Origin of the sequence: Phormidium sp. FACHB-592 (assembly GCF_014695795.1) — a bacterium.
GTDB lineage: Bacteria > Cyanobacteriota > Cyanobacteriia > Leptolyngbyales > Leptolyngbyaceae > Stenomitos.
Genome location: NZ_JACJOZ010000103.1, coordinates 532,387 through 555,962 on the forward strand (window position 1 = coordinate 532,387; position 23,576 = coordinate 555,962).

Genomic DNA, 23,576 nt, shown 5'->3' on the forward strand with positions numbered 1-23,576 from the left:
TGCTGCTCTTACTCTTAATGATGATGAGAGTGCTTCACCAGTCCGTTTAGAGAGGTCTGTGGTGGCTTAGAAGCTGAAGCTGAACCTAGACGAGCAGTAATTGGTGGCGCTTGCAGATCGTCATCCTGAAAGAGGATTTTTAGCATCTGAGTCGCCATTTTGATATTAGTCACTGGCGATCGCAGTTCGTGTGAAACCGTGCTTAAGAAGTTATCTTTAAGTTGCTCAAGCTTTGCTTGTGTTTCGCTCGATGCTTTTGCACTTTTAATCATTATAATTCTCGACTGGATGTGTGGAATTTGTCAGCGCTCCTGGCACATGAGTTTTTGTTGCTCGTTTAGCTCTTAACTTAGTTTCTATAGGGCTGTAAGCAAAGAGCTTCGTTTTTCTGGTACGCACTAGATGCCGCATCATGCAGACTAACTCATCTAGATCAATTGGCTTCAACAAAAAGCCCTCAAAACCAGTGTTGAGAATTTGGGCAAGGCCATCCGTAATCAAGGTCGTAATGGCGATCGCCGGAATGTACTGACCGCCCTTTCGTTCCATGTCATGCAATTTTGTGACCAGGGTCTCAATGCTTTCGCCTAAAAAGCGCATCTCGCAAAGTAAAATCTGAGGTGAGAGCCAATCAAAGACAGTTAACGCTTCCTTGATAGAGTCGCAGCTAACGACATTTGCGCCACAACCTTTGAGCAAAGCATGGTAAAGCACTCTGCTGTCTTGATCGTTATCAACCACTAGCACCTGCACGCCTTTAAGTAGCTCAATTCGAGAAGATCGGGGATGGGTAAGAAGCATGTTAAGACCTCCAGATAGGCGTTACACCCGTGATGGAAAAGTAGAAAACCCAATCGGCTCAAGAGAGTAAACCGATCGGGTTAGCCAACAGTTAAGGAGAAGCTTTCTGCATGAACTTAGATGAGAAGCTCAATCTCTACACATTGGCAGATGACCGTTTGATCTCTTGAGTGAATTAGATCGGTTGAGTGAGTACGACACAAAATGTAACAAGGCTTAGGACTGACTTCAAAATGTCCTAACTTCTGGTGTACGTCTGCTCTAAAGCTTTGTAAGAAGCGCCTCTATAGCTCTCATTCTGAAACCGGAAAATGGACATATGGCAGCCGAAGAGAACGTTAGGAAGACCTAAACCTTGAAACTTTCTTTAAGCAAGGGCTTCGATTTATCCCTTAACCCTCATTCTTTTGCTAGCAGGAGGGTTGAATTAAGCACCACTGAGAGACCGGGTTTCGACTGCGCTTAACCCGCATATATGTAGGGCTGAGTGCCCCTCGACTTGAGCGCTTAGGTCGAAAACTCACGTCGAATGTCTCAATGCAGCTTACGAATAATTAAGATCAACTACTTATCTGATTGAAATGGCGTTAGGTACAGCGCCAATCTATAGCTGAGTGGGTACCAAAACGATAGTGGTGCTTAGTGAGGCAGAATCTACAAACAGAGAAGGTTTTCTAACACCATTCTTTGAAGCTAGAGACAGGGAGAAAACAAGTTTCTGGATCTAAACTTGGAGGTACTGATCTTTGTTTAAAGAAAGACAATTTTTGATCAGCTTTATGGATCCCCAAGCTTTGATGCTATTTTTTCTAGTCTCGTTCAAACCAATGTCGTTTTATAAAATTGGCATTTCTTCCTGGCAATAGCTACAGCGCCAATAAAGCCCACCTGAGCGCATATGACGTAGTAAGACTGCTGAACAAAGCAAGCAATGATGCCGATATGGGGTTGAGCGTTTGGCTACTGTGTCAGAAAATAACTGATGACTACGATCGAGCCTTAAATGCGTTGAGAATGAACTTGACGCAGACATGAATGTATTCACTGTAGATGACGTTTAATTTGACAACGGTATCGCTTTCTTACAAAAGCTTTTTATAACCCGGTTTCATTTCCTATCCCAAGCCAGTAACTTAATTTCCAATAAAAGACAACGTTTATGTAAGACAGATTTGCTGTCTGCACGTTGTCCTAAATTGACAGTTGTTTAGCTTCTACTTCAAGCGTAACAACCAGAGGTTAGAAATCGCGTATACCGACTGTTTGAATAAGGTTTAGATTGTATAAGTTAAGCTAAAAACTTGAACTTTCGGTAAAAAGAATCGCAAGCTAACCTTTATTCCCACTCTCTCTTCTCAAGTTCTTTCTGCGGCAATAATAATGTTGCTTCAATTTCTTGTCGCACTGCGGCTGTTACCTCAGAATTACTGCGTAAACAATCCAGCAGAAGTTGGTTGGCATCGTAATAACGTTGCAGCGTTTGCTGTTGCTCAGGGCTAAACTGCCATTGGTGGTGGATATTACGATAGTCTGCGATCGTACTTCTCAATTGTTCTACCCAGGCAGCGTAGTGTGTCTTCCACCAGAGTTGCCAGTGATGCTGATTTTGAGTGGCATTGGGTAATTGATCTTTAAGTTGTTGCAGTGATTTTTGAAAGCCAGCATCTAGCACAATCACCAAAAGGTTGTTGAGCGCATCGCTACAGGCATAAGCATGAGCAAAAGACTGGCTTTGCTCGATCGCACAATTGAGCAGCAAGTCATCCAGCGCCGCATCTAGAAACATTCCCTGATCAAGGGTGCTGGCGTAAAACAAATTGAGACGCAACATGAGGTGTCCGAGCAAGCGCCAGGTAAAAGGCTCGTCCCGTCACGACCTTCGGTGGGGATGGAACAAGTTGCGCTTTTTGGCTTGCCCAGGTCAAAAACTCCTGTAGGTAAGGGTCTTTCGCAACCAACGCATCAATCTGTTGCTTCATTAACTGCATGAGAGAGTCGGCGCTCCGCAGCATTGCCGTAGTCAACAAGAAGATTTCGCGCCAGTGTGGATCGGTGAGGTGGCTGACCAACCCACTGAGGGCTTGCTCAAATGCCTCTAAGTTATAGCTGGCAACGATGTTGCGCGCTGTAAAGTATTCTTGAAACGCCAGATAGGAGAAGGAAAACACCCCGCGTGCCCGTTCTACCAAGAGACCATGCTGTGCTTCGATCGCCCTTAGCGCTGCTTCGCTTTCAACTTGCAGGGCTTCTGGCTCAGGGGGAACCGCTGCCAAACTCCGTATGTAGTCTCCAATGTATTGTTCCAGCACGCGCTGCTCAAAGAAGTATTGACCTCGCTCAAACGATGCCGCTGCAATCTGGCTTAACAGCTTGAGCTTTTGGGGCAATAAAAAGTCTCGATACACATCATCGCGCTCAATGCCTCTAGCTTCATCCCATTTGCCCAAAAGCAGGTCTAGTCCTTGCTTGTAAAACTCTGTGCGCTTGGTCGGAAATTTTGCTTGACCATGAAACACCCAGCAGGCAAGATGCAAAAACAGGGGAGTAACAATCAGTTGGCGAAACTGCCAGTTTTCCGGCAAGTCCAGCTTCTGTACAAATTGATCGGACTCTGCCTGCCCAGCCTGAGCAGTGGTTTTGGTGAAGGCAACAAACCATTTTTGGGCAAACGCAGTGATTTGCCCCTGGCTGAAGGGGGCAATTTCAACATCGGTAAAGCCCCGCAGCCTGAGCTTTTGCGCTGCCGTGCGACAGGTCGCGACAAACTGATTGCTGTGGTATTTATCCGCAAAGCGACGCATTTCGCGTAAGACGGCAGTGCTCTCTTGATTCAGCACTTCATCCATGCCATCCAACAAGAGCATGACCCTGCCTGCTTGCAACAGCGTTTCGATCGCAGTTGGGTCGGTCAAACCAGCGGTGAAAAATTCTTGACGGATGTAGGTTAAAAGGCTGAACTCGCCGCTGCTTCTAGACTCGTCCGCAAAGTTTTTCAGCGCGATAAAGATGGGCACCCGGTCTGCGGCAAACGTGCCGTTATTGCACTGGATAGCGAGATGCTGTAGAAACGTGGTTTTGCCAACGCCTGGTTTGCCCAACACCCGGAGCTTAGAATACGTTTCGACTACCTGTATACCCGGTACTTGCTTTTGGTCTACCGTGCCAAGCCCAAAGCGATTGAACGCTTCGGGTCCCAAGTTTTTCAGGTCTTCGATCGCCACCGATTGCTGGCTCGCAATTTCCTCCAAGATATTGACATCAATATAGATGTCATCAATGCGGACGGGACGACTGATATCTAAGAGCTGCAAGATGCCGCACTGGTCTTGAATTTTGGCGGATCGGTGCGATCGCACCTTTTGTACAAGCGCCTCTAGATCAACGCCCGCAGACTGACTATTCCCAGACGTTTCTGGAAAGTCGGCGGGTGGATTCATGGCAATCTCGCGCCAAGCCAACCCCAGCACAAAGCAGATTTCGAGAAAAACATGGCGTTCTACAGACTGACCAGAGAAAAAGCGCCAGATCGGTTGGCGCGTCTTTAAGTTCACCTCGCCAGCGAGATTCTCTTGCGTCCAACCTTTCAAAGCAAAGGCTCGTTTTGCTTCCTGAATGCCTAGCTCTGATGCTTGGAGCGAGCGTTTAACCATAAAGTAAATTTAATCAATAAAAATTCATATCAATGCCTTCATACTAAGACCCCTCTACGGTGTGGAACATAGAAATGGCGGAAGATATACATCAGCCAAGCGATCTGGTTACAGCTTGAGCGAAAGACAAAGAATTCAACCAGCGGATTCACCTGCACGTTCTCAAGACTGCAATGTAATTGAGGCTATAAATGATGCCTAGAATGACTTTCAGCTTTTACAGGCTTGGCGTGCTGTCGCCTCACCAGAGGTGAAACTACCTGGAATGATTTTCTAAATTTTTGCAACGAATTCAACCATTACGGCTCATTTCAAACACCTTAAAGGCGTTGAGTCGAGCGACAACTCTAAAAAGGGCAGAGAGTATGAAACCGGGTTTGAGTAGCCGTTCAGCGTATGGTGACAGACAAACTAGTTAAAGCGGCTAGAAGGAAGACTAAAACCCCTGCTCTCTCGTTCAGTACCGCTGTACCAGATTATGAAGAGGCTCGTTGAAAACAAACAACCTTTTGTCCCTAACTAAACGATCCAGGTGGTTAGAGGTTGGCTAAACGTTTGTAAGGATAGTGGGTGAATGTGCGGTTCTTGCGCGATCGCGTTGCGTTCTGCTGGCGTGTTGTAACCCCAGTCAGCCAGAAAAAGTTTTACATCATTCAGATCTGGCTGCTGACGCACTGCATGAAGGGTTTGCAGCCGATCTTCGACGAACCAAACTGTTGCATCACTCCCATGCTCTGCTATCAGCGATCGCAGCGTTTCGGGTTTTGGTCGCTTTACCTCTTTGCCGAAGATTTGCAGCTTTGTGAAATCCACGTCGTGCTGTTGCAGCAGTTGTTGGATAAAGCGTCCCTCTTTAGTGCTGACGATTACCACTGCCGTCGTACCAGTCAGCCACATCTGTAATTGCGGAATGATGCCGGGGTAGAACTCTTGCTCAGCTAGCCAGCTACGCACGTCAGTAGAGATCCAGCGATCGCGCACCCCATCTACTTCAGCCGCAAGTTGCGTTGGTGCGATGCCTTCTTTGTCAGCCAAGGACGGAGCGATCGCAGTCCAATGGAGTAGAATCTCAGCTTCCGGAGTGCCCAGCAAGAGCGATCGCAGCAGTAACGGCATTTCCCAGCCTGTTTCCACCACTGGACGAGTGCGGTAAAAGCGTTCAGCCAAGCCCTCTGGCGGTGTTGTGTTTTCAGGTTGCCAGAGGTTGCAATACGCACGCCACGCTGTCTGAAAGTATTCCTTCATCCCGTTACAAAGCACACCATCAAAGTCGAGCGCAAGTACAGTGGGGGCGTTAACAGACATCACGAGTGGAAGACAACAACATCCGTTACACTACCGCACCTGCTTCCATCACAGTGCAACCTCAGTCACAGAGAGGAAAACTGCATACTACGTAAGTTTGGTCAAAGACAGAATTAACTAAGGTTTAGCAACGGTGTGACTGGCTATGGCTGTCGCTTTTTGGGGTTGGTATGTACTGGAGTGCGGCTTCAAGCTAACCGCCAACATAGCAGCAAGTAGTGTCATTAAAAAGAGGAGCAGCAGGGGCTTTAGCGATCGCCGGGTGAACCGAGTTGGGTCAAGGCTGTCTTTTGGAAACATATTTTGCTCTTGCAGGCTGATGAGTCGCTTTCGGCTCTGCTCTGGCTCTGAAGCGTCGTCAGATCGATCGTGCAACTCTAAATTAGCCACCGTTTCTGCCTGCTGTTGGCGAATGAAACTGACTAAATAATCATGTACAAGCTGGTAGCGATTCGCAGGGTTTTCGGGCACAAGAAACAGTAGACCAGAGCCAACCAGCACATCCAGCACCAGATCCAGCTTGTTAATTTCAGCGGTCAAACCCAGATCGACCAGATCGGTTTCCAGGTCTTCACGACTTTTGAGCGGACGAGTACCATTTTCGTTTGTCAGCAAAAAAAGGACATTACGCGCGGCAACCTCATTCTCGGTGCCACAGTCTTCCACTACATTGTCGAGCGATCGCGCCACCAGCTTTGCCTTGGGTCCTTTCTGACGATAGTCTGCCAGGGTCGTGATGCCTTCGGCTTGCAGTTGAGCACCCACCGCTTGCAGTTCGATCGCTCGTACCGCCCCGTCTTCTCCTGCCAGGTCATGAACCAACGCTTCTACCAGCGCCTCATCCAGGTAAAACTGAGCGCGGTTAGTCAGGCTTTTGATAATTGATCGCGCATCTTCTGGGGAAAAGTCGTTCAGAGCGTAGCGCACATCTTTCCCAAGAATATCGGTGATGCTATCCAGGTTGATGCCGTCTCGGCTGGCATAGCGGTGAAACTCTAGCAGATGATGAAGATAGTCCTCCCGCAAGGTCAGCACAACTTTTACAAAGTCAAGATGCAGGCAATCACGCAGAAACTCGTAAAACGGACGACGCTGCTGCACGGTTTCATGGACGAAGAAGAATTCTTCAAACTGGTCAAAAATGAGAACGGGGAGACGGTTGAGGCTAGTGGCTTGGCGAAGTTGGGCGACGAGGGAGGGGAGGGGGGATGAGGGATGAGGGAGGGCTTGAGTTGTGTTGTCTTCCGTCTCTTGCCTTCTGCCGTCTGCTTCTTGCCATCTCAGCGCGATCGCTAGTTTCGCTTCTAACGTTGCTTGCCAGTCGGTGTAGACATCGAGCAGGATGGGCAGCGCGAGACGATCGCCGATCGCTCGTTCTTTGAGCGCAGGCACCAGACCCGCATTGACGATCGAGCTTTTGCCCACACCAGAGGGACCGTGAATCACCGTAAGTTTGAAGTCGTTGCGTCCCATACGGGCAACCAAGCGATCGACATCTTGTTGACGACCAGAGGCTTTAATCTCCAGTGCCAGGGGACTTTCGGGTAGAGGTTGCCCAGGTAGCAGAGCTGGCAGGGGTTGCTGGGGTTCTAAGCGCAGCGCTCCAACAAAGGCACGAAACCCGTACTGATGCTCCAGCGATCGTCGCGTTTGCTTCGTGTAAAACGCTTCCAGGTAGCGCCCTTGCTGAAAGTAAAGCTCTCGTAGATGCCGCAGGATGTTGATATAAAGCTGGGGATCATCCAGTGGGTAGGTTTGGTTCTGCGCTGCTTCTAGATGGTCGATCGCAGCTTCTATCTGCCCCAGGTTCGCTGCAGCTCTACCCAACAGCAGCAGATACCAGCCCTGATGATACCGTCGCGCCATCTCCAGGCTGAATTCAAGATGAGGATTGGGTGGCGGATCTGCCACTTGCTCGATCGTGGCAGCGGTTGTTGCCAGGATTTGGAGTGCGGTTTCTGCCTGTTGCTTTGCCTCCGCCCAATCAGACCGTGCAAGCGCCACTTCTGCCAGAAAGCCATGATCACGAGCCTGCCGCACCGGATCGGCATAGAGTTTGTGCAACACGAGTGCCTTCTTTGCCATCATCTCCAGTTCGTGCCACTGTTGCAGCTTTTGCAGCGTTTCGGCTTGCGGGATGATGAACCGTGCCACAAGATCCTGACGGTTGGCTTGCTCAAACACTTCCAGACCGCGCCGAAAATAGTTGCGTGCTTGCTGGCAGGCGTTGGCATAGGCGGTGCGCTGTTGCATTGCTTGCGATCGCCACCACAGCCCCAGGTAAACCAGTACGCACGCCGATCGTTCTCTGGCAGAAGGCAGCAAAACAAAGGACTCTGACAACTTTTGCGCTTGCTGCCGCTTGCTTTCCTCTCGCCAGAACTTCAAGCTGTGTTCGTAACAGAGGCGTGCCGTTTCTAGTTCTCCTTGCGCGTGAGCATCCTGCCCTAGCAAAAAGTCGAGACTAGCTTGAAGCGCAGGATCGAAGGTTTGACCACTGGTCAGCACGCGATCGAGGGCAAATTCTAGCTCTGTACGTCGAAGTGAATTCGTACCCCACGTACCAGTATTGCCCGGTTGCAGCAGCGCCCAGTTGGGTAAAAACTGCTCATCACCAGCGTCCAGGATAGACGCAAAGAGGCGATCGGTATGCTGTCGCAAGCCTTCCACCACATCCTCTGCTGCCACATCAAACGAGATGACCGTATTGCCTGCCCAACTTTTGAGATCAGGTGCCAGTCGATCGAGCTTTGCCAGAATGCGATCGTTGATCCATAGCACCAGCGGAAACGGAAACTTTTTGCGCAACTCCTCGCGCACCAGATTAGTCGCTAACAACACCTGATCGATCGCCGTGACCGACTCTAATCCATAAACCATCAGAGCGTTCGGCGGTTGGCAGCGTGGGAAAGGGTTATCGGAAGTTTGGAGCCGCGAGTCAGGCGTTGTGTTAGCGTTGGCAGCACTTTGCACTTCTAAACTTTGAGCAAACTCTTCTTGCGCCCCTGCCTCCGCAGCCGCCCCACACGTCTGCCCGTCATCCTTCATCTCTGTCCGAATGCTCGTATAAAGCGTCTTTGCCGATTCGGGCAGAGTGTATTCACGGATGGGAAACGGGCAGTTTTTTTTAAACTGTTGCATCAAGTGATCGCGCAGTTTGGTGTAGTTGCAGCGCACCAAAATCAGCGCAAACTGATGCCGCGATAGCGTAATAGCGCGAATGAGGGTATCCAGCGATCGATCATTCTCCACATAGGCTTCTGGTCGCGGTCGCGGAGTCGTGCTCATAGCCTAAAGCCCTATTGTTGTACGTTACATCCTGGCACGTGGAAGAAGACGGCAAAAGGCAGAAGCTTGAGAAGCAGGAGCCAAAAATCGAACAGTGACAACGAAATTTACTGTATCTTCTACCCCTTCACTTCTCCACCGTCTCACCAATCTGCCGCTCTCTTCACCTTCCCACCCCTTCACTCCTTCAACTCTTCACCCCTTTACTCTTCACCTTCTTACTGCGCCGCCTCTCTCTTCACCCTCTCACACCTCTCCCCTCTGCCCACGTTTGATACTTCTTCGTTTCTGTCAGCATCGGATTGATGCCAAACCAGCCGCCCTGTTGATCCTGGTACTCAAACATAAACATGCTGCGGAGCAGCGTTTGATACTCCACTTCGCCACGTGCGCTCTGTTGTTCCACCACCTGGAGAATGAGCGCCCATTCTTGATCATCAATCGTCCTGACCAGCGCGTCACGCTGTCCGCGAATGACGTGTTCTATTGCATCGCGCGAAAAGGGTGGATCGCCTCGCTGGACGCAGTTACGCAACAAACCTAGCAGATTCCTGACGTGACCGCCGCTAATGAGACAGAGGCGATCGAGCGTTTCAACGCAATCAAACATTTCGGGAATACGGGCAAGACGTTGAGCGGCATCAAGCCCAGGGAACGCTCGTGCCAGCACCATTTGCCGCAGCAGCGCAATACCATCCTCAGCATGAGTCCCGTCGCGTCGCTGTACTGGCACCATCGGCAAAATTTTGGGCGACACGCCGCCGCCAAACCACTGCTTCAAAATTTCGACTTCGTTAGAAAACACGAGCGCCAGCGGAATAGTGTAGACCACATGACAATTGAGCTTAGAAAGCTGCTCGCCCCGATCGACAAACAAATATTCTGGCTGCGTCCGTCCGGAGGGGAGTTGCCTCGCGTCAACGCGATCAAGATTGTCAATAATCACAACCAAGCCCTGCTTGCCACGCTGCTTGAGTTGCAGATTGGCTTGCCCCAGCAGTTCTTCATTTAGCGACTGCAAAATGCCATTGGTGCGTGGCTCCATGTACTGCCGAAGCTGATTGCGTAAGCGCGGGCTATCTTTGGTTCTAGCAGTAATTTTGCTAATACCAACCGAAAAATCGACCTGCGAAATTTCGATCGGCGTTTGCAAGATGTCACCAATTTCAGCAAACAAATTGGCAAAATACTTTGGCTTGAGCCGGATTTGATCCGATTCTAGTTTCTCACTGACTTGATGGGCGATCGCAATCAAAATATCGGTGACATCCACATCCGACATATCTAAATCTTCGGTGGAGACAAAGTAAATAACGTAGAAGCCTTGTTGTTCTAGCTCAGTTTTGAGCCGCAATAATTCCGTCGATTTACCGCAGCCGATGTGTCCTGTAAAAAGCTGGCAGGTGCCTTCATCAGCAAGTAGGGCGATCGTCCGCTTTAGCTCCTGAATAATATTGCTGCCACGGACAGGTGCAAAATCGATGTAGTAACTCCGGTCTTGTGGATTGCTAATCGACAGCGCTCGACTCGGATCACAGGCTTTGAGAAATTGAGACGCATTAATAGTCATGAATCGTTATTGAGCGCGATCGAGCCTATCTAAAATTTCTGGATCTTGAGTAGCATCAAACTTTCTAGCAAAGAGTTTTGATGATGTTGTCATAGTCTCAAAATCAGCGACACCTAACACAATTGGATTTGCAGCAGCAGGCAACCATTTTATATACCAGTAGTTATCATTAATGATCGTGTGTTTTAAGGGTGAATTAAGAAGGATTGTTTGAAAAAACATTTCATCAGGAGCGAACGAAAAGCGGAAGAAGTTAATAAAGTTATGGTTGTGATGCAAAAATTTATCAATATACTCTATACATTCTCTAGATAAGCACCAATAAGCTGAACCACAAAACGGTTCAAGACCAGACGGGAAGCGTCGTTTGATGGAAAGATTGCTTTGTCGCTTCGGCACCATAAACTTTTTAGAAAAGAACCGTATGTGCCACTTTTCAATGCGCCATTGCCATGAGGAGGGCAGTGGAAAATGTTCCATTAAAGAAAAGCCCTGCTGTGCGTTTAAGAACATTTCAATAGCACTATTGGCTTTGAGCGGGTAACACTGACCAGTTACCAGAACGGTATAGTCAAAGACAGTTTTGCTGTTTAAGAGTGCTTTGATGCCCTCAATAGTAGCGTTAACATGACCCAGTTCTCCCCAGTAACAATTGTGCCGTTTAAGCAAGTAAACGTCAGGTAAATTACCAATTTCATTCACTATGGCATGGTAAATGCTTGGCGCTGCCTTGCGATCAATGTGTATAAAAAAGCTTGTGTTTTCAGTCTTGAGTTTATGGACTAGCCGCACCAACTGAGCAGGATACTGATGTACCAGCACGATGTAAGCAATTCGCATACTTGCATAAGTGAAAGTAGGTTAATCCAAAAAATTAGCGATAGAGCCAACGCTGAATGTTGTTAGATGCCAGTATATCTTTACTTCCAAAGGCAGTCGGAACTCTAGTTTTTTAAGTATTTATCCAATCGTAAGCCCCTTCGCTTGAGTCATGGTCTTACCTTTCAAACACCCTGTCAGAGCGGCTGTTTTTCGTTACACCTCAAGACCTTGACTTACAGATCAGTCACCTCACACCTCATACCTTACTTCTTCATGCGATGGCGATACCACGTCGAACCTGCGACCAACACACTTGTTAGACCCAATGCGCCCATGAGCGGCAGCACATCCCTGGTTTGCACTGCTCTCACACCATAGCTACCCAAGAGTACAAACGGTAAGACACTTGGGACAGTACCTAGAGCCGTACCCAGCAGATAATCTTTGAAGCTTACAGCGGTTAGCCCAGCCGCAAAATTGACCAAACCGTATGGCATGACAGGCACGAGACGAATCGCAAACATATAGAACAGCCCGCCGTGGCGCACTTCAGCATCCATTGCCTGCCAGCGCCCAGCCAGTCGTCGAGCAACGATTTCTCGCCCAACCGTTCGCGTAAAGGTAAACGGCACGATCGCGGCTAGCAATGCCCCAAGGCTTGTCCAGACCAAGCCCCATCCGGCACCAAACATAGCTCCACCGACGATGTTAAGCGGGGTAGACGGCAACACCACGATCGTCATCACAACGTATACCAGCACATAGCAAAGCGGTGCCCAGTTGCCTGCCCGTTGCAACCAATCCTGAAGCTGTCCAGGGTGAACGCCTCCACTGCGATACACAGCTACACCCGCGATCGCAATACCCATGCCTGCCAGTAGAAAAGCCACCATTCGGGATTTCAAGACCATTACGTTCGTTAAGTAGTGACGCTAGTAGCGATTAGTCGATGAACGTGAAAACAACTCTGCGTCGCCCTCGGTCGTTGTAGTAAAAAACTGTGCTGATCGCCTTAAGCTTTGGGCGATCAGCACAGATGGTTGCCAGAATGGTCAGCAGCAAATTTGGAATCAGGTTTTGCAGTTCGTGATCCATAAGGGTCTCATCCAAAGAAGGCAAGTCCTCATTGGTGGGAAGATATCGCAACGGGTCGTACCGTTGTACCATAACCAGTCCCCTATAGACTTATGAGCTGTATTCTAAGCTAATGCCGTGACGAGCATAGACGCTGAAGCCGTCAGAAAACTGGATTGCGGGTTCACCTTCAGCATGAAGGCGATTCTTGTCATCGAGAAGAATTTTGTATGGGCGCTCGCACACAAAGCAGAATTTTTTAACTGGAAAAATCCAACCACATTCTTCTGCTAATGATTTCCATACCTGCCATATTCTCCCTTGATGTGAATAGTCCAAGATGGAAATAAAAAAATCATTCCGAGGCATACAGATCGGTCTAAGAAATTGGCTCGATATTGAATTTAATATAGGGCTTACTTTTAGCGTTACTTGAAGCTGAAGCTCTAACTGCTGCACCATTTGAACGTTTAAATGCGTCAAGTCATTATACAAATCATTGGCTTCTGGAAATTTCAAGCCTCTTTCCTTGTGCTGAATCTCTGATGGTAGATCTATCAGCTCGCCAGAGATTTTTAGTGCTTGCCAAAGTTTATAGTACAAGCGATCTAATAGCCGATCTTCTAACCCTCGTTGTAGTAGCTCTGAGTAAGCTGCAAGTGGGCTATCGAAGAAAAGAACGTGAGGCTTTTGTTGAGAAAGTACAGCATAAAATTTCTGAATTATCCTCACTGTTTTTTGGCGATCGATCGGCTCCGTCGAAAGCGCTATCTTTCGCCACTTCTCCTGATAAACCAGTATCAGAGCTTCTTGCTCAGGTGTGAGGTAGCTCATCAGTTAGAAAGCTGTTTCGCTTAGTCTAAGCCTTGGGCGATCGCTCAAGTAATAATAAGGATGCTTAAAATCAAGCCTTGCTCAGGCATCAGTGTCGTTTCGTCGCACTTTTTCAAAAAATTCAGGGAAATTCTTCAGCTCATCCATTGATTGAACAGGCGGAAACTCGAGCCAGTTGGCTTCGACTTCAGATCGATCGACATAGGCATAAAAAGCATCCCGATCATCCCGATGGGTAAGCAAATAAACCCGTAACTCCTTGCGAGTCATAGCACTAAAGTCAGGCTTCATCATTCAAACCTCCACTGACCATTGGGACGAACTGAAATTTGTGTTTCTTCTCCCGACAGGATGACAACGTTTCCGGTTCGATCATCCACATCCACAAGATCGATAGACCGATAGAGCTGGGTGAGTGATCGACATAGAATGAAACACATTCGCATCTGTTCTTCAGTTGGAATAGTACATCTCCCATAAACTATCTATAGAATAACGCTACAGCAAGCTTCTAGGAAGGAATCTCAAGCTGCTTAAGCTTTGGGCGATCGCTTCTTCGGGCGTTTCCAGACCTGGCGTTCGGCTTTTTCGCGCTCGTAGGCAATGAGTTTGCCGTAGTATTCGTGCTTGCTCAGGTTCATTGATAGGTAGACGTGCTTGCGAATATTGCCAAAGCTTTGCGGGCGAAAAACTTCAGCGCTGGTGTATTTTCTGGGTCAGTGTCCACCATCATGAACCGTGCGCCATCATCAATCATGCGTTCAACTAGCCGATCAACCAGTTTGTCAGCAACGCCTCGCCGATGGAAAGCAGGACTCACACCCAGCCAGATGATATAGCCATACGTCCAGGATGCCTTGTTGATAATCGTGCCGAGGATGAAGCCCGCTAGTTGCTCTTGCACTTCGGCAACCAGACAATACTCTGGATCGGTGTTGTACAGCCCAATCACTTCCCACTGATCCCAGGTGCGGTAGATGTAGGGGTACAGGTCGCTAGTGAAGAGGTTTTCGCCTAGATGAAACACAGGCGCGAGGTCATCAATTTCCATCTCGCGAATGTCGATCGCTAATTGTGATTCGTCGGGAGATCTATCAATGTCGGTCATGGTCGAAGGAGTTGTTGATTGCTAGTTGTTAGTTTTTGGTTGTTAGTTGTCCTTGAAATCCTGACTGCTGACTGCTGAATTCTGCCCATTCACAAAACAACTTCCTGGATGTCGGCAAGATTGGGTAACGAGGAAGCATTTTCTTGATCGATCGACTGCTGTGATTGCTCCTTTTCATCTCGAAACGTCACCCGATCGCACCGGATGGCAAAGCTACAGCGATCGCATTCCTTAGAGGCTAACGGCACTTGTGGGAAGGGCTCACCCTGCTGATAGCGTTCTAGCCAACCCGTCAGTCGGCTCAACAAGTGGGTGAGATCCTTGCGGGTTTGCTCATGCTGCATCGTATCGTAGGCAACGCTGAACCGTCGGGCTTCTGGAGTTTGTTCATTAGAGGACTCAAAAAACCAGTAAATCATGGCAATGCGATCAGGGTCATAATCGCTCGTTTCAGCCAGCACAAAGGGATAGAGCCGTGTTTGCCAGTTTTGCAGCAGCCAGCGCGGATTTTGCGGACGGGGATAGGTCTTCCAGTCTAGAATTTGCGCCTGCTGACCGTTAGCTAATAACAAGTCATACACCACCGTCAGCAAGTAGCCTTCAAAGGCTAGTGTGCGCGAGTGTTCGCTTTGCCCCCAGGCTGGACGATCGACTCCTAGTGTCAGAATTTTGGGAGCCACTGCCATAAACGCACTAAACCAGGTTTGCAGTTGGGGATCTTCCTGCACCAGCGGCTCCACAGGCAACCCCAACAACCACTGCTGCATTAACAAGTGAAACCGTGTGCCCTGATTCTGCCGTTCCTGTTGATCTGGTTCACTCGGCGCTGCCAACTGCTCTAAATCTGTATGCTGAAATTTGCGTGGGCAAGCAGCCAAACGGTTCAACTGCGATTGAGACAGCCTGATTGGAAAGGCTAAAGGATAAGGGCTAAAGGATGCAGCGTTTTCGTTGGCTAATAGTCTGACTGTCTTATCTACTTGATCATTCTTATCTGCTTGATCGTTCATATCGCTTTCCTGGTCAAATGCTTGTGAGATGCAGCAGTCAGAGAGGAACTTTGAACAGCACTTCGAGCCATCCTGCCAAATTCTTTAGCATTGTGTCCTCTGCTTCTCCCTTATCCCTTATTCCTCCTCCCTCATCTTTTAGCCTTTCCTCCTCCCCTCACTTCTTCGCCAGCACAAACACGCTGCCTTCATTGCCACGACCAATCCGCAGGTCTTCATCGAGATAGGTGATGTCTAGCCAGCCTTGCCGATCGCTATTGCCAATGTTGAAGTCGATCGCTGCAAATTTTCTACCTGCTTCAATGTCTTGAATGAAGCGATCGGGCGATTGGTAGCCGATCAGCCGCGTGAGTCCAATGATGGCTCGTTCAAATTTCACATCCACACGCCGCTCTGACGCAGGGCTGAAGCGAGCTGCTACACTCACCAGTCCATCCAGGTACGGTAGCCCACTAATTTCAGCAATGTTGTAAATCGTTGCGGTTGCAGTCCGAATACACTGATAGATCTGCCCAAGTTTAGCTAGCGGGACACGATCAATGCCCAAAAGCTCTTGGCTGGTGGTGTAAAGCAAGCGCCAATTTCCCTCTAGCAACGCGGTTGCTTCGAGCGGTTTCGGTGTAGGGTTGTATCCTTCTAGTTGAGCGATCGCGACTGCAATAGCATTCTTGTCGCTGTCGGTGGCAAGTAGCCCACGATTTGTACCGGCGATCGCTTCTAGTAAGGATGCTTTACCAATCATTTCTGCCAACCTATATATGCAACAACTGGACGAGAATCTAATTTAATTTTGCTACGGATCAGCAGAGACAGCCCGTGGAAAGAGAAAAGAGGGCAAAAAAGGTCAGGTGCCGTATCATGCAGCCATGACGCTTCCGCCACAAGCCAAACTTGCCTTTAAGCAGCAAAAACTCTTGCAATTCTTTTCTATGGTGATACACTCTGGTTGTTTATTCATAAAGTCGAATAATGTTGTGCTAATTCTGGCTAAGATTTGAAAAGAATTGATTGCACGACTGAAACAAACCACAAGGCACTCTATGACATACAATCCCTCTCTTCGTGAAGAACCTCGTAGCCAACGAGCAGCAGTCATCCCCCTAAAGCAAGAATCTTCAATCCTGGATTGGCTGGAAAGCACTGGTCGCTTGCTGGCACGCGATGTTCAGGAAGTCAGTTACCGCGAGGCAGATGGCGAAGAACTCAACGATCTGATGGCAGGGGAAGATAATAGTTTTGACATTGACGACGACGATGATGAATTGGAACTAGAGGACTAAATGACCCTGGTTTGTTGAAAGCCTAGTTGTTTTTCCGAATCTTGACAGGAAACGCGTGTTGACAGTGTGTGTGGAGTGAAGTGAGAGTTTCGTGGACGCTAAGTTATTTTCAACTCAAACGTTAAATCTTTCCGGGACACGGCTATTTGTACTGTTAACGATGGGGCTAGGTGCCTTTGCCCTCATCGCAGATGAAATAGCAGGACGAGCCTTGACTCAAGTGTTTTCTTTAACACTACCGTTCTGGTTTTGTGCCCTAGCAGTGGCAGGTCTTGGTTTCTGGGCAGTGCCGTTGCTGCGAGCGCTCAAAGCAGGTCAGGTCATTCGTGAAGATGGTCCCAAGTCGCATCTGAAGAAAGCTGGTACCCCAACCATGGGCGGCATTTTCTTTCTGCCGATCGCGCTTCTGGTAGCACTGATCTGGTCTGGTTTTGCTCCGTCAGTCGTAGCGGTTTCTGCCTTGACTCTTGCCTATGGCGCGATCGGCTGGATTGACGATTGGCAGATTATTCGAGGCTGTTCTAACAAAGGCATTACGCCTCGGATGAAGCTCTTGTTGCAAGTTGGTGTTGGGGCTATCTTCTGTCTCTGGCTCGCTTTAACGCAGCCTGCAACTATTACAACCATAGCGCTCCCCTTTGGTCTTATGCTGCCGTTGGGTGTCACTTTTTGGCTACTAGCTGTCTTTGTGCTCGCTGCGGAAAGCAATGCCACTAATTTAACCGATGGGGTTGATGGGTTAGCGGGTGGTACAGTGGCGATCGCGCTCTTAGGTTTGGGTGCGCTTGTTGCACCAATAGCACCAGAGCTAATGCTATTTTGTGCAGCTCTAAGCGGTAGCTGTTTGGGCTTTTTACTGCACAACCGCAATCCAGCACGTGTTTTTATGGGCAACACAGGCTCAACAGCCTTAGGGGGTGCTCTTGCTGGTGTCGCGCTAATGACAAATAGTTTGTTTGCGTTGCTCATCCTCAGCGGTCTGTTTTTAATTGAGACGCTTTCGGTGATGCTCCAGGTTGGTTACTACAAGGCAACCAAGGGTTCAGATGGTATCGGTAAGCGCTTCTTTAAGATGTCGCCCTATCACAATCACCTGGAGCTTTCAGGCTGGTCCGAGACACGCATTGTAGCTGCCTTTTACGTTATTGCTGGGCTGTTGTCCTTTATAACGTTGGCAGTTTGTTAAGCATTCACTGATTGACTGATAATTACAGAGCGATCGTTTGATGTCTTTTGCAACTAGGGCACAGAGTCTTGCTCTTCGTGCCCTGAGCCAGCCGCCGTAAAAGAAATTACTTTGCGCTGGTGTGATGCAGGTGAGATCTGTTATTATGATGTTCCATCACCTGGAGAGGTGGCTGAGTGGTCGAAAGCGGCAGATTGCTAATCTGTTGTACGAATCGTAAGACCGTACCGAGGGTTCGAATCCCTCCCTCTCCGTTCTCATAGTCCATCGTTGTCTAGCTTGTTCTGTTTACATAACGGCTGGCAACACGTTAGCGGTAGTGGTAAGCGATATCAATAGGGTTAAGGCAGTCGCCTCTGAAAGCTGCCTGAGTCATATAGCAACAGGATAGGGGATGAATCGAAGCCCTTGCTAAAAGGAAGTTTCAAGGTTTAGGTCTGTTCTAACGTTCTCTTCGGCTGCTATGAAACTCAACGAAGCTAGAGCAGAATGCTGTACCGCTACGCTTGTAGCTTCTAGGGATTTCGTCGGTAGCTAACGGTTTAAGTCTCCATCCGAGCGTAGTAAAAGCCACCCGCGATCGCAGCTACATACAGCAGCGAACCTAAGAAGAAGGCAATGCCACCCATCAGTTGATCTTGAGTCAGCAGATGTAAGTCGAGCAGCAGAAAGTGCCAGTCATGCAACACACCTTCACCACCCAACAGCGGCAGTGAGCGCGCCTGCGCGTCTTTGATGTAGATGGATACATCCCAAAGGTTTTGTGCCGTCCAGCAGAGGGCGATCGCACTTGCATACATCTGACGTGTCACCACAAAATAACCCGCAATAACCGCTGGCACCATGACCTGCATCAGCGAGCCGCCTAGAATGTGTAGAAAGCGCCCAAAGATAGCCAGGATGGTGTGCCCAGCTTCGTGAAAAATCAAATTTACGCCGTGCAGAAACATCATGATGCGATCGGAACCTTCCAGGAAACCGTCTACCGTGTAGTTGGAAGCTCCAAAGAAGCCATAGAGCGCTAGAAGACTGACGAAGACCGCTTTAGGTGGGTCAAACGTTGCCAAAAACGTCAGGACATCGTTCACCGTAAGGGTAAAAGGTTTTTGACGACGCGAGCGTTGCGCTGCATAGGGCGATCGTCTCAGCGGTCTAGCAACAACTGGTACTGGTGCCTCAAGCTGAAGTTCATGCACCCAGGCTGGTTCACTAGCTCCAGTCTGGGTGCCGTTGATGACAACGGTTGTAATTGCAGCCTGTCTAAGACTTACTAGCTCTCGCTCAATCAGCGTCGTAGCAATCTGCTGGTTAGGAATGCTTGCCCCTTCCAGGCCAACGTGCAGACGATCAGCATCAAACGCTACGGTAGCAGCAATCTGCTTATGGGCAACAGCATAACTGATGAGTTGGGCAAGGGCAGCACGATCGCCCTGTTTGGCAAGCCGCTTGATAGTCGAAAGGCAATCGGGCTGTATCATCGAGTTTGCGCCTCCTGGCACCATCCCCCTACCCGCATTATTCCCTCCTACCGCCGGAACTACACGCCCGTTACCATAAAATAAACTGCCGTCGTTAATACAATGACGACGCCAAGCTTGAGAAGTTCAGAGCGTTGCTTGGCAGTATTGGAAGACTTAGCCAGCGATACGATTGGTTGCTGGACGGTGGTTTGATTAGGTCGTGTATTGGTATCAGGAACAGTTGTAGGAGCCAGTGGATGCTCCAGCGCTGGTTCTATCGCCCCGTTTGCTAGAGTGTGGAGCGGCTTTTGTGGCAGCAGAGATTGCTCCAGGGAAAAGGCTGCGATCCACAGCGGGAATGTATCGCCAACCATCCAGCCGTAAGCAACGACCTGATTGATCGCTTTTGGCTGAAGACGCAGTAAACCTCGCCGGATAAACGCAATGCAGTTAGCCTGATGCAATGGCATCTGTCCCTTTAACATAACCTGAAGGCAACTGCCGTCTAATATGGCTTTCACCCAAATATCTTGAGCTTGCAAGGCATCATTCATCAGCACTGCAATAGCCACAGCGTCTCCTTGCTTCGCGCGTTGTAGCAGGCTCAGTGGAGCATTCATACAGCAACCAAACGTAGGAAAACGATCGCCCCATTAGCCATGAACGATCGTTTCCACAATTATAGTACATCTGTACGATTCGTCGGCAAAAACTTTCAAGGGGCAGGCGTTTTCACTTGAACCAGTCTGGCTCTTGCTTAAGGCTACTTAAAGGCTTCGCTGCCTTCAACGCTTTCACTGAGGGCTTAGTATGCTTGCTCCAGCGTTGCACTTCGCTCAGTACAGGCGATCGCACACAGTTGTAAAAGTTGGTTAGGGTGCGATTGCCACCTTCACCACTTTTCGCTGCTTCATCGCCTCAAACACCTGACCTAACTGCGCCAGTGGTTGCTGCTCGGTAATCAGATGCTCAAAGGGCAACGCACGGCTTGCCAGTAGTTTTAGCGCGGCTCGAACATAGGTTGGGGTGTTATGAAAGACACCTTTGACCGTTAACTCACTGTAGTGGAGGCGTTCTGTATCCACCGTAATACTGGTATCACGAGGACAGCCACCGAATAAATTAACAGTCGCTCCCGGTCGTGCACAGGCGATCGCCATCTCCCAAACGGATGGTACGCCCGTTGCCTCAATCACAACATCGGCTCCCCATCCCTCTGTTAACTCCTTCACCAGTGCTGGCACATTTTCTACTTGACGGTAGTTAAACGTTTTGACCGCACCCAGCGTTTTGCCAAGCTCTAGCCGCTGGTCACTGCCACCAAAGAGAATGACCTCAGCAAATGGTTGACCGCTAACTGTTGATGGCTGGTTGCACCATTCGCCTTGACCGAATGCCAGCGCTGCTACAAACATGAGACCGATCGCACCGTCACCCAAAACCACAACGCGATCGCCCGACTTCACGTTCGATCGCGCTGCCCCATGTAGCACGCACGCCAGCGGCTCGGTCATAGACGCTAAAGCATCAGGCAAGGCATCTGGAATGGGCAACAGGTTATGCTGCACGATCGCCGCTGGAATTTTGAGGTATTCAGCAAACGTGCCATTGTTGAACAATAAGTTCTGACAGAGAGAATACTCAACCTTTTTGCAGAAAAAGCAAGTCATGCAGGGAGCCGAGTTGTTAGCAACCACGCGATCGCCAACCTTCCAGTGCGTTACATCGTGACCGATCGCCACAATCTCGCCCGCTGCCTCATGACCAAATAGCGTCGGCGGCTTCAGCATCCGAGCATGACCACCCCGCCGCCAGACCTTCAAGTCAGTCCCACAAGTTGTCGCTGCCCCGACGCGGATAACGACTTCTCCCGCCGCTGGAGTCGGGTCTTCAACTGTTTCTAATCGGAGATCTTCTTGACCGTACAATAATGCTGCTAGCAACGCTTTTCTACTCTATTGATCCAACCACCACTCATATTACTGGTTTACCTAGCCATAACCAGACTGACCGTCAGAGAGCCGTATAGAGATTGGAGTGAGAACGTGATTTGTGGCATTGCTATGGGCACACTCATGAATAATCTCTACAGAAAGCATTAGAAGCTATGAAAATTAAACAGTGTTTAGGTGCAGGGTTAGGATTAGCGATCGTCTTGAGTTTTGCATCTGTAGCAGAGGCGCGAGGGACAGGCGCGGGCACTGGCTATACACCAGCCAAAGATGGCACCTACTGTTCCACCAAACTGCGTGCTCAAGATGCCAAAGCACAGATTAATCTGCGGGAAGGACCTGGCACCACTTTCAAAGCTCGCCACTATGGACTTTCAGGAGACCAGGTTGACTTCTTAAGCCAGAATGGTAATCCCAAGCAATGGATGAGCCGCAAAGACAAAAGTGGGAAGGTTTGGTATCAGGTGGGCTTTCCTACAAGTCGTGCGTATGGCTGGGTACGTGCCGATTTTGTCCAACTTCCTCCTGTAGAATGCCGGGACTAAAGCCTTTCTAACCAAGTTGAAGCCAGTTAATGAGTCCTTTACGGTTTGAGAGAACTTACTTACGACAAACACTTAGGGACTTTCAGGGAATTGATGATCACAGTTCCACGCTATGCTATCTGCCCCCCCTGAAAGGTTTCAGCATTCTAAGACGATTTGAAATTTCAAATCCGTAGTCAAAATGTTTTTTAGCTAAGCCTGACATAATCCGGGAAAGGTTGAACCTAATCGAATCCTATCTAAGTCAGTTTGCTATTCGGCTCTAAATGCAAGAAGCGCTTCCTCCTGGGAGGGAGCGCTTCTTGTGTAATCAATTCTCCAGAAATCTAGCTGTGTTGAAACTGACCGTTGATGCTAGACACGGAAAGGGCAACTGGAGCCGCTTCACCCGCAGACAAATCCATAAGAACACAGAAGGGCACGTGGTCTACTGCTCAACATTAGGGTGGCAAGAGCCCAACAAACCGCTGAATAGCTCTCAAATATGACTGTACTCCAGGCTGGTAAAGCCTAACGTGTTCAGCGCCAGTAATGAAAAAGAGCTGTTTGGGCATAGGAGCGGCATCATACAGACGTTGGCTCATCTCAGGCGGCACGACAGAATCAGCAGTTCCATGCAGAAATAAAACAGGAATATGCAGCGATCGCAGTTTGGAAAGTGAATCAAAGCGCTCCGTCAGCAGCCAAGGTACAGGAAAAAACCGCGAGAAGCCCCGATGCTGAGACACATCAGCCATTGACGTGAAGGAGCTTTGCATGATTAATCCGTTCGCTTCAGGATGCTTCACAGCCAAGTCTAGTGCGATCGCACCTCCCAACGATTCCCCGTATAGCAAAATTTGTTCAGGCGGTATATGACGGCTCTTGTGGAGATAAGACCAGGCAGCCTCACTATCTTCATAAACTTGGCGTTCGTGAGGGAATGATCCCTTACTCTGACCATACCCCCGGTAATCAAACACAAAGACAGAAAAACCAAGCTGATGGAAAGCAGCAACTCTCGCAAGGTAGTTGTAGTCGCCCATGTTGCGACCTACTCCACAGAAATACAGCATGACTTTTGGCGCGGTCAATACGTTCGCAGGCTCATCAGGGATTACTGCATAGCGCTCTTGTATAGAAGGTGAGGGTATCCACCAACCATGTAGTTGATCATGCGTTCCTGCGATCGGCGTCCACACATCCTCATAGGGCAAGTTAAACGCCGTTGCATTAGGCAGCATCGTAAGCTCAGGCTTAGGACGATAGAGCAAGTAGCGTTGCCCAAAGAAGAGTAAAAGACAGGCTAACGTGTAAGCGATCGCAACTGCACCAATCAAGAGCAACACTTGTTTTCGTCTGTAAAAGCGCCTGTTTCTGCCGCTAATCATCGCGATCGTCCTGACTTTCAACCACTTTAAATTACACTGTACGCCTCCAAAGCAAAGAGCGCTTCCTCATGTGAGGAAGCGCTCTTTGCTTAATCAATCAATCAACTGAATCAGTGGAACAGTCGAGCCGTCGTCAGTCGACTAACCGTTGATAGCAGGAGCCGAGAGAGCAACCGGAGCCGCTTCACCCGCAGCCAAGTCCAACGGGAAGTTGTGCGCATTCCGCTCGTGCATCACTTCCATCCCCAGGTTCGCCCGGTTCAAGATGTCCGCCCAAGTGCCCACCACACGACCCTGCGAGTCGATGATGCTCTGGTTGAA

22 protein-coding genes, 1 tRNA gene and 1 pseudogene are annotated in these 23,576 nt (G+C 49.1%); 4 read left to right on the plus strand and 20 right to left on the minus strand.

What is annotated here, in order from left to right; genetic code table 11:
• Nucleotides 1-14: 14 nt before the first annotated feature.
• The 15 genes from H6F86_RS29140 to H6F86_RS29205 all read right to left on the minus strand — a co-directional run bounded on the left by H6F86_RS29140 (nucleotide 15) and on the right by H6F86_RS29205 (nucleotide 16,204).
• Entirely contained in the window at nucleotides 15-272 is a 258-nt protein-coding gene (locus H6F86_RS29140; protein ID WP_190454274.1) for a histidine kinase dimerization/phospho-acceptor domain-containing protein, read from the minus strand.
• Nucleotides 265-801, minus strand: a complete 537-nt coding sequence (locus H6F86_RS29145) for a response regulator (RefSeq protein ID WP_190454276.1) — start codon at nucleotides 799-801, stop codon at nucleotides 265-267. Before H6F86_RS29145 ends, H6F86_RS29140 begins: the two co-directional genes overlap by 8 nt.
• A gap of 1,336 nt (nucleotides 802-2,137) precedes the next feature.
• Nucleotides 2,138-2,632, minus strand: coding sequence for a hypothetical protein (locus tag H6F86_RS31810; RefSeq protein ID WP_199305553.1), 495 nt, complete (start codon nucleotides 2,630-2,632; stop codon nucleotides 2,138-2,140).
• Nucleotides 2,595-4,451, minus strand: coding sequence for an NACHT domain-containing NTPase (locus tag H6F86_RS29150; RefSeq protein WP_199305554.1), 1,857 nt, complete (start codon nucleotides 4,449-4,451; stop codon nucleotides 2,595-2,597). Before H6F86_RS29150 ends, H6F86_RS31810 begins: the two co-directional genes overlap by 38 nt.
• Nucleotides 4,452-4,970: 519 nt before the next feature.
• Nucleotides 4,971-5,756, minus strand: coding sequence for an HAD family hydrolase (locus H6F86_RS29155; RefSeq protein ID WP_190454279.1), 786 nt, complete (start codon nucleotides 5,754-5,756; stop codon nucleotides 4,971-4,973).
• A 117-nt stretch (nucleotides 5,757-5,873) separates the two neighbouring features.
• Nucleotides 5,874-9,044 carry an ATP-binding protein gene (locus tag H6F86_RS29160; RefSeq protein ID WP_190454282.1) on the minus strand — a complete coding sequence of 1,057 codons (3,171 nt, stop codon included), beginning with the start codon at nucleotides 9,042-9,044 and terminating at the stop codon, nucleotides 5,874-5,876.
• A gap of 238 nt (nucleotides 9,045-9,282) precedes the next feature.
• Nucleotides 9,283-10,614, minus strand: coding sequence for a P-loop NTPase fold protein (locus tag H6F86_RS29165; protein ID WP_190454285.1), 1,332 nt, complete (start codon nucleotides 10,612-10,614; stop codon nucleotides 9,283-9,285).
• A gap of 6 nt (nucleotides 10,615-10,620) precedes the next feature.
• Nucleotides 10,621-11,454: a beta-1,6-N-acetylglucosaminyltransferase gene (locus H6F86_RS29170; RefSeq protein WP_190454288.1), complete on the minus strand. Its 834-nt coding sequence runs from the start codon at nucleotides 11,452-11,454 to the stop codon at nucleotides 10,621-10,623.
• Nucleotides 11,455-11,699: 245 nt separating this feature from the next.
• On the minus strand, nucleotides 11,700-12,347 hold the full coding sequence (locus H6F86_RS29175; RefSeq protein WP_190454291.1) for a TVP38/TMEM64 family protein: 648 nt from the start codon (nucleotides 12,345-12,347) through the stop codon (nucleotides 11,700-11,702).
• A 31-nt stretch (nucleotides 12,348-12,378) separates the two neighbouring features.
• The gene (locus H6F86_RS29180; RefSeq protein ID WP_190454294.1) at nucleotides 12,379-12,603 is read right to left on the minus strand and encodes a hypothetical protein; all 225 of its coding nucleotides are present in this window, start codon (nucleotides 12,601-12,603) and stop codon (nucleotides 12,379-12,381) included.
• Nucleotides 12,604-12,621: 18 nt separating this feature from the next.
• Complete coding sequence (locus H6F86_RS29185; RefSeq protein WP_190454297.1) at nucleotides 12,622-13,344, minus strand: DUF6745 domain-containing protein; 723 nt, start codon at nucleotides 13,342-13,344, stop codon at nucleotides 12,622-12,624.
• An 81-nt stretch (nucleotides 13,345-13,425) separates the two neighbouring features.
• Nucleotides 13,426-13,638, minus strand: coding sequence for a hypothetical protein (locus tag H6F86_RS29190; protein ID WP_190454299.1), 213 nt, complete (start codon nucleotides 13,636-13,638; stop codon nucleotides 13,426-13,428).
• A gap of 343 nt (nucleotides 13,639-13,981) precedes the next feature.
• A complete protein-coding gene (locus H6F86_RS29195; RefSeq protein ID WP_242033728.1) occupies nucleotides 13,982-14,452 on the minus strand; it encodes a GNAT family N-acetyltransferase in 471 nt (156 codons plus the stop codon).
• Between the two features lie 89 nt (nucleotides 14,453-14,541).
• Complete coding sequence (locus H6F86_RS29200; protein WP_190454303.1) at nucleotides 14,542-15,462, minus strand: PD-(D/E)XK nuclease family protein; 921 nt, start codon at nucleotides 15,460-15,462, stop codon at nucleotides 14,542-14,544.
• A gap of 157 nt (nucleotides 15,463-15,619) precedes the next feature.
• Complete coding sequence (locus tag H6F86_RS29205; protein WP_190454307.1) at nucleotides 15,620-16,204, minus strand: PAP/fibrillin family protein; 585 nt, start codon at nucleotides 16,202-16,204, stop codon at nucleotides 15,620-15,622.
• A 298-nt stretch (nucleotides 16,205-16,502) separates the two neighbouring features.
• Here H6F86_RS29205 and H6F86_RS29210 point away from each other — a divergent pair, with 298 nt between their 5' ends.
• The 3 genes from H6F86_RS29210 to H6F86_RS29220 all read left to right on the plus strand — a co-directional run bounded on the left by H6F86_RS29210 (nucleotide 16,503) and on the right by H6F86_RS29220 (nucleotide 18,182).
• The gene (locus tag H6F86_RS29210) at nucleotides 16,503-16,742 is read left to right on the plus strand and encodes a DUF3134 domain-containing protein (protein WP_190454316.1); all 240 of its coding nucleotides are present in this window, start codon (nucleotides 16,503-16,505) and stop codon (nucleotides 16,740-16,742) included.
• Between the two features lie 91 nt (nucleotides 16,743-16,833).
• Nucleotides 16,834-17,928, plus strand: coding sequence for a phospho-N-acetylmuramoyl-pentapeptide-transferase (gene mraY, locus H6F86_RS29215; protein ID WP_190454318.1), 1,095 nt, complete (start codon nucleotides 16,834-16,836; stop codon nucleotides 17,926-17,928).
• Between the two features lie 162 nt (nucleotides 17,929-18,090).
• Nucleotides 18,091-18,182: transfer RNA gene (locus tag H6F86_RS29220), tRNA-Ser, on the plus strand.
• Between the two features lie 288 nt (nucleotides 18,183-18,470).
• On the opposite strand, the gene H6F86_RS29225 is transcribed toward H6F86_RS29220, so the two are convergent.
• From H6F86_RS29225 to H6F86_RS29235, 3 genes are all read right to left on the minus strand, one after another.
• Nucleotides 18,471-19,406 carry a hypothetical protein gene (locus H6F86_RS29225; RefSeq protein ID WP_190454321.1) on the minus strand — a complete coding sequence of 312 codons (936 nt, stop codon included), beginning with the start codon at nucleotides 19,404-19,406 and terminating at the stop codon, nucleotides 18,471-18,473.
• 59 nt (nucleotides 19,407-19,465) lie between these two features.
• The gene (locus H6F86_RS29230) at nucleotides 19,466-20,008 is read right to left on the minus strand and encodes a hypothetical protein (RefSeq protein WP_190454324.1); all 543 of its coding nucleotides are present in this window, start codon (nucleotides 20,006-20,008) and stop codon (nucleotides 19,466-19,468) included.
• Between the two features lie 252 nt (nucleotides 20,009-20,260).
• Nucleotides 20,261-21,331, minus strand: coding sequence for an alcohol dehydrogenase catalytic domain-containing protein (locus tag H6F86_RS29235; RefSeq protein WP_190454326.1), 1,071 nt, complete (start codon nucleotides 21,329-21,331; stop codon nucleotides 20,261-20,263).
• A gap of 164 nt (nucleotides 21,332-21,495) precedes the next feature.
• Here H6F86_RS29235 and H6F86_RS29240 point away from each other — a divergent pair, with 164 nt between their 5' ends.
• Nucleotides 21,496-21,885, plus strand: a complete 390-nt coding sequence (locus H6F86_RS29240; RefSeq protein ID WP_190454328.1) for an SH3 domain-containing protein — start codon at nucleotides 21,496-21,498, stop codon at nucleotides 21,883-21,885.
• Between the two features lie 440 nt (nucleotides 21,886-22,325).
• Here the strand turns inward: H6F86_RS29240 and H6F86_RS29245 are convergent, their stop codons facing one another.
• Together H6F86_RS29245 and H6F86_RS29250 are read right to left on the minus strand one after the other, a co-directional pair.
• Nucleotides 22,326-23,213, minus strand: a complete 888-nt coding sequence (locus H6F86_RS29245) for an alpha/beta fold hydrolase (RefSeq protein WP_347241328.1) — start codon at nucleotides 23,211-23,213, stop codon at nucleotides 22,326-22,328.
• Between the two features lie 183 nt (nucleotides 23,214-23,396).
• A pseudogene (locus H6F86_RS29250) lies at nucleotides 23,397-23,576 on the minus strand (photosystem II q(b) protein); the annotation flags it as partial.

What these genes read in the sequence shown, in the direction of transcription:
- H6F86_RS29140 (WP_190454274.1), bottom strand. Translation starts at nt 272, where the DNA reads ATGATTAAAAGTGCAAAAGCATCGAGCGAAACACAAGCAAAGCTTGAG.
- H6F86_RS29145 (WP_190454276.1), bottom strand. Translation starts at nt 801, where the DNA reads ATGCTTCTTACCCATCCCCGATCTTCTCGAATTGAGCTACTTAAAGGC.
- H6F86_RS31810 (WP_199305553.1), bottom strand. Translation starts at nt 2,632, where the DNA reads ATGTTGCGTCTCAATTTGTTTTACGCCAGCACCCTTGATCAGGGAATG.
- H6F86_RS29150 (WP_199305554.1), bottom strand. Translation starts at nt 4,451, where the DNA reads ATGGTTAAACGCTCGCTCCAAGCATCAGAGCTAGGCATTCAGGAAGCA.
- H6F86_RS29155 (WP_190454279.1), bottom strand. Translation starts at nt 5,756, where the DNA reads ATGTCTGTTAACGCCCCCACTGTACTTGCGCTCGACTTTGATGGTGTG.
- H6F86_RS29160 (WP_190454282.1), bottom strand. Translation starts at nt 9,044, where the DNA reads ATGAGCACGACTCCGCGACCGCGACCAGAAGCCTATGTGGAGAATGAT.
- H6F86_RS29165 (WP_190454285.1), bottom strand. Translation starts at nt 10,614, where the DNA reads ATGACTATTAATGCGTCTCAATTTCTCAAAGCCTGTGATCCGAGTCGA.
- H6F86_RS29170 (WP_190454288.1), bottom strand. Translation starts at nt 11,454, where the DNA reads ATGCGAATTGCTTACATCGTGCTGGTACATCAGTATCCTGCTCAGTTG.
- H6F86_RS29175 (WP_190454291.1), bottom strand. Translation starts at nt 12,347, where the DNA reads ATGGTCTTGAAATCCCGAATGGTGGCTTTTCTACTGGCAGGCATGGGT.
- H6F86_RS29180 (WP_190454294.1), bottom strand. Translation starts at nt 12,603, where the DNA reads ATGGTACAACGGTACGACCCGTTGCGATATCTTCCCACCAATGAGGAC.
- H6F86_RS29185 (WP_190454297.1), bottom strand. Translation starts at nt 13,344, where the DNA reads ATGAGCTACCTCACACCTGAGCAAGAAGCTCTGATACTGGTTTATCAG.
- H6F86_RS29190 (WP_190454299.1), bottom strand. Translation starts at nt 13,638, where the DNA reads ATGATGAAGCCTGACTTTAGTGCTATGACTCGCAAGGAGTTACGGGTT.
- H6F86_RS29195 (WP_242033728.1), bottom strand. Translation starts at nt 14,452, where the DNA reads ATGACCGACATTGATAGATCTCCCGACGAATCACAATTAGCGATCGAC.
- H6F86_RS29200 (WP_190454303.1), bottom strand. Translation starts at nt 15,462, where the DNA reads ATGAACGATCAAGCAGATAAGAATGATCAAGTAGATAAGACAGTCAGA.
- H6F86_RS29205 (WP_190454307.1), bottom strand. Translation starts at nt 16,204, where the DNA reads ATGATTGGTAAAGCATCCTTACTAGAAGCGATCGCCGGTACAAATCGT.
- H6F86_RS29210 (WP_190454316.1), top strand. Translation starts at nt 16,503, where the DNA reads ATGACATACAATCCCTCTCTTCGTGAAGAACCTCGTAGCCAACGAGCA.
- H6F86_RS29225 (WP_190454321.1), bottom strand. Translation starts at nt 19,406, where the DNA reads ATGATACAGCCCGATTGCCTTTCGACTATCAAGCGGCTTGCCAAACAG.
- H6F86_RS29230 (WP_190454324.1), bottom strand. Translation starts at nt 20,008, where the DNA reads ATGAATGCTCCACTGAGCCTGCTACAACGCGCGAAGCAAGGAGACGCT.
- H6F86_RS29240 (WP_190454328.1), top strand. Translation starts at nt 21,496, where the DNA reads ATGAAAATTAAACAGTGTTTAGGTGCAGGGTTAGGATTAGCGATCGTC.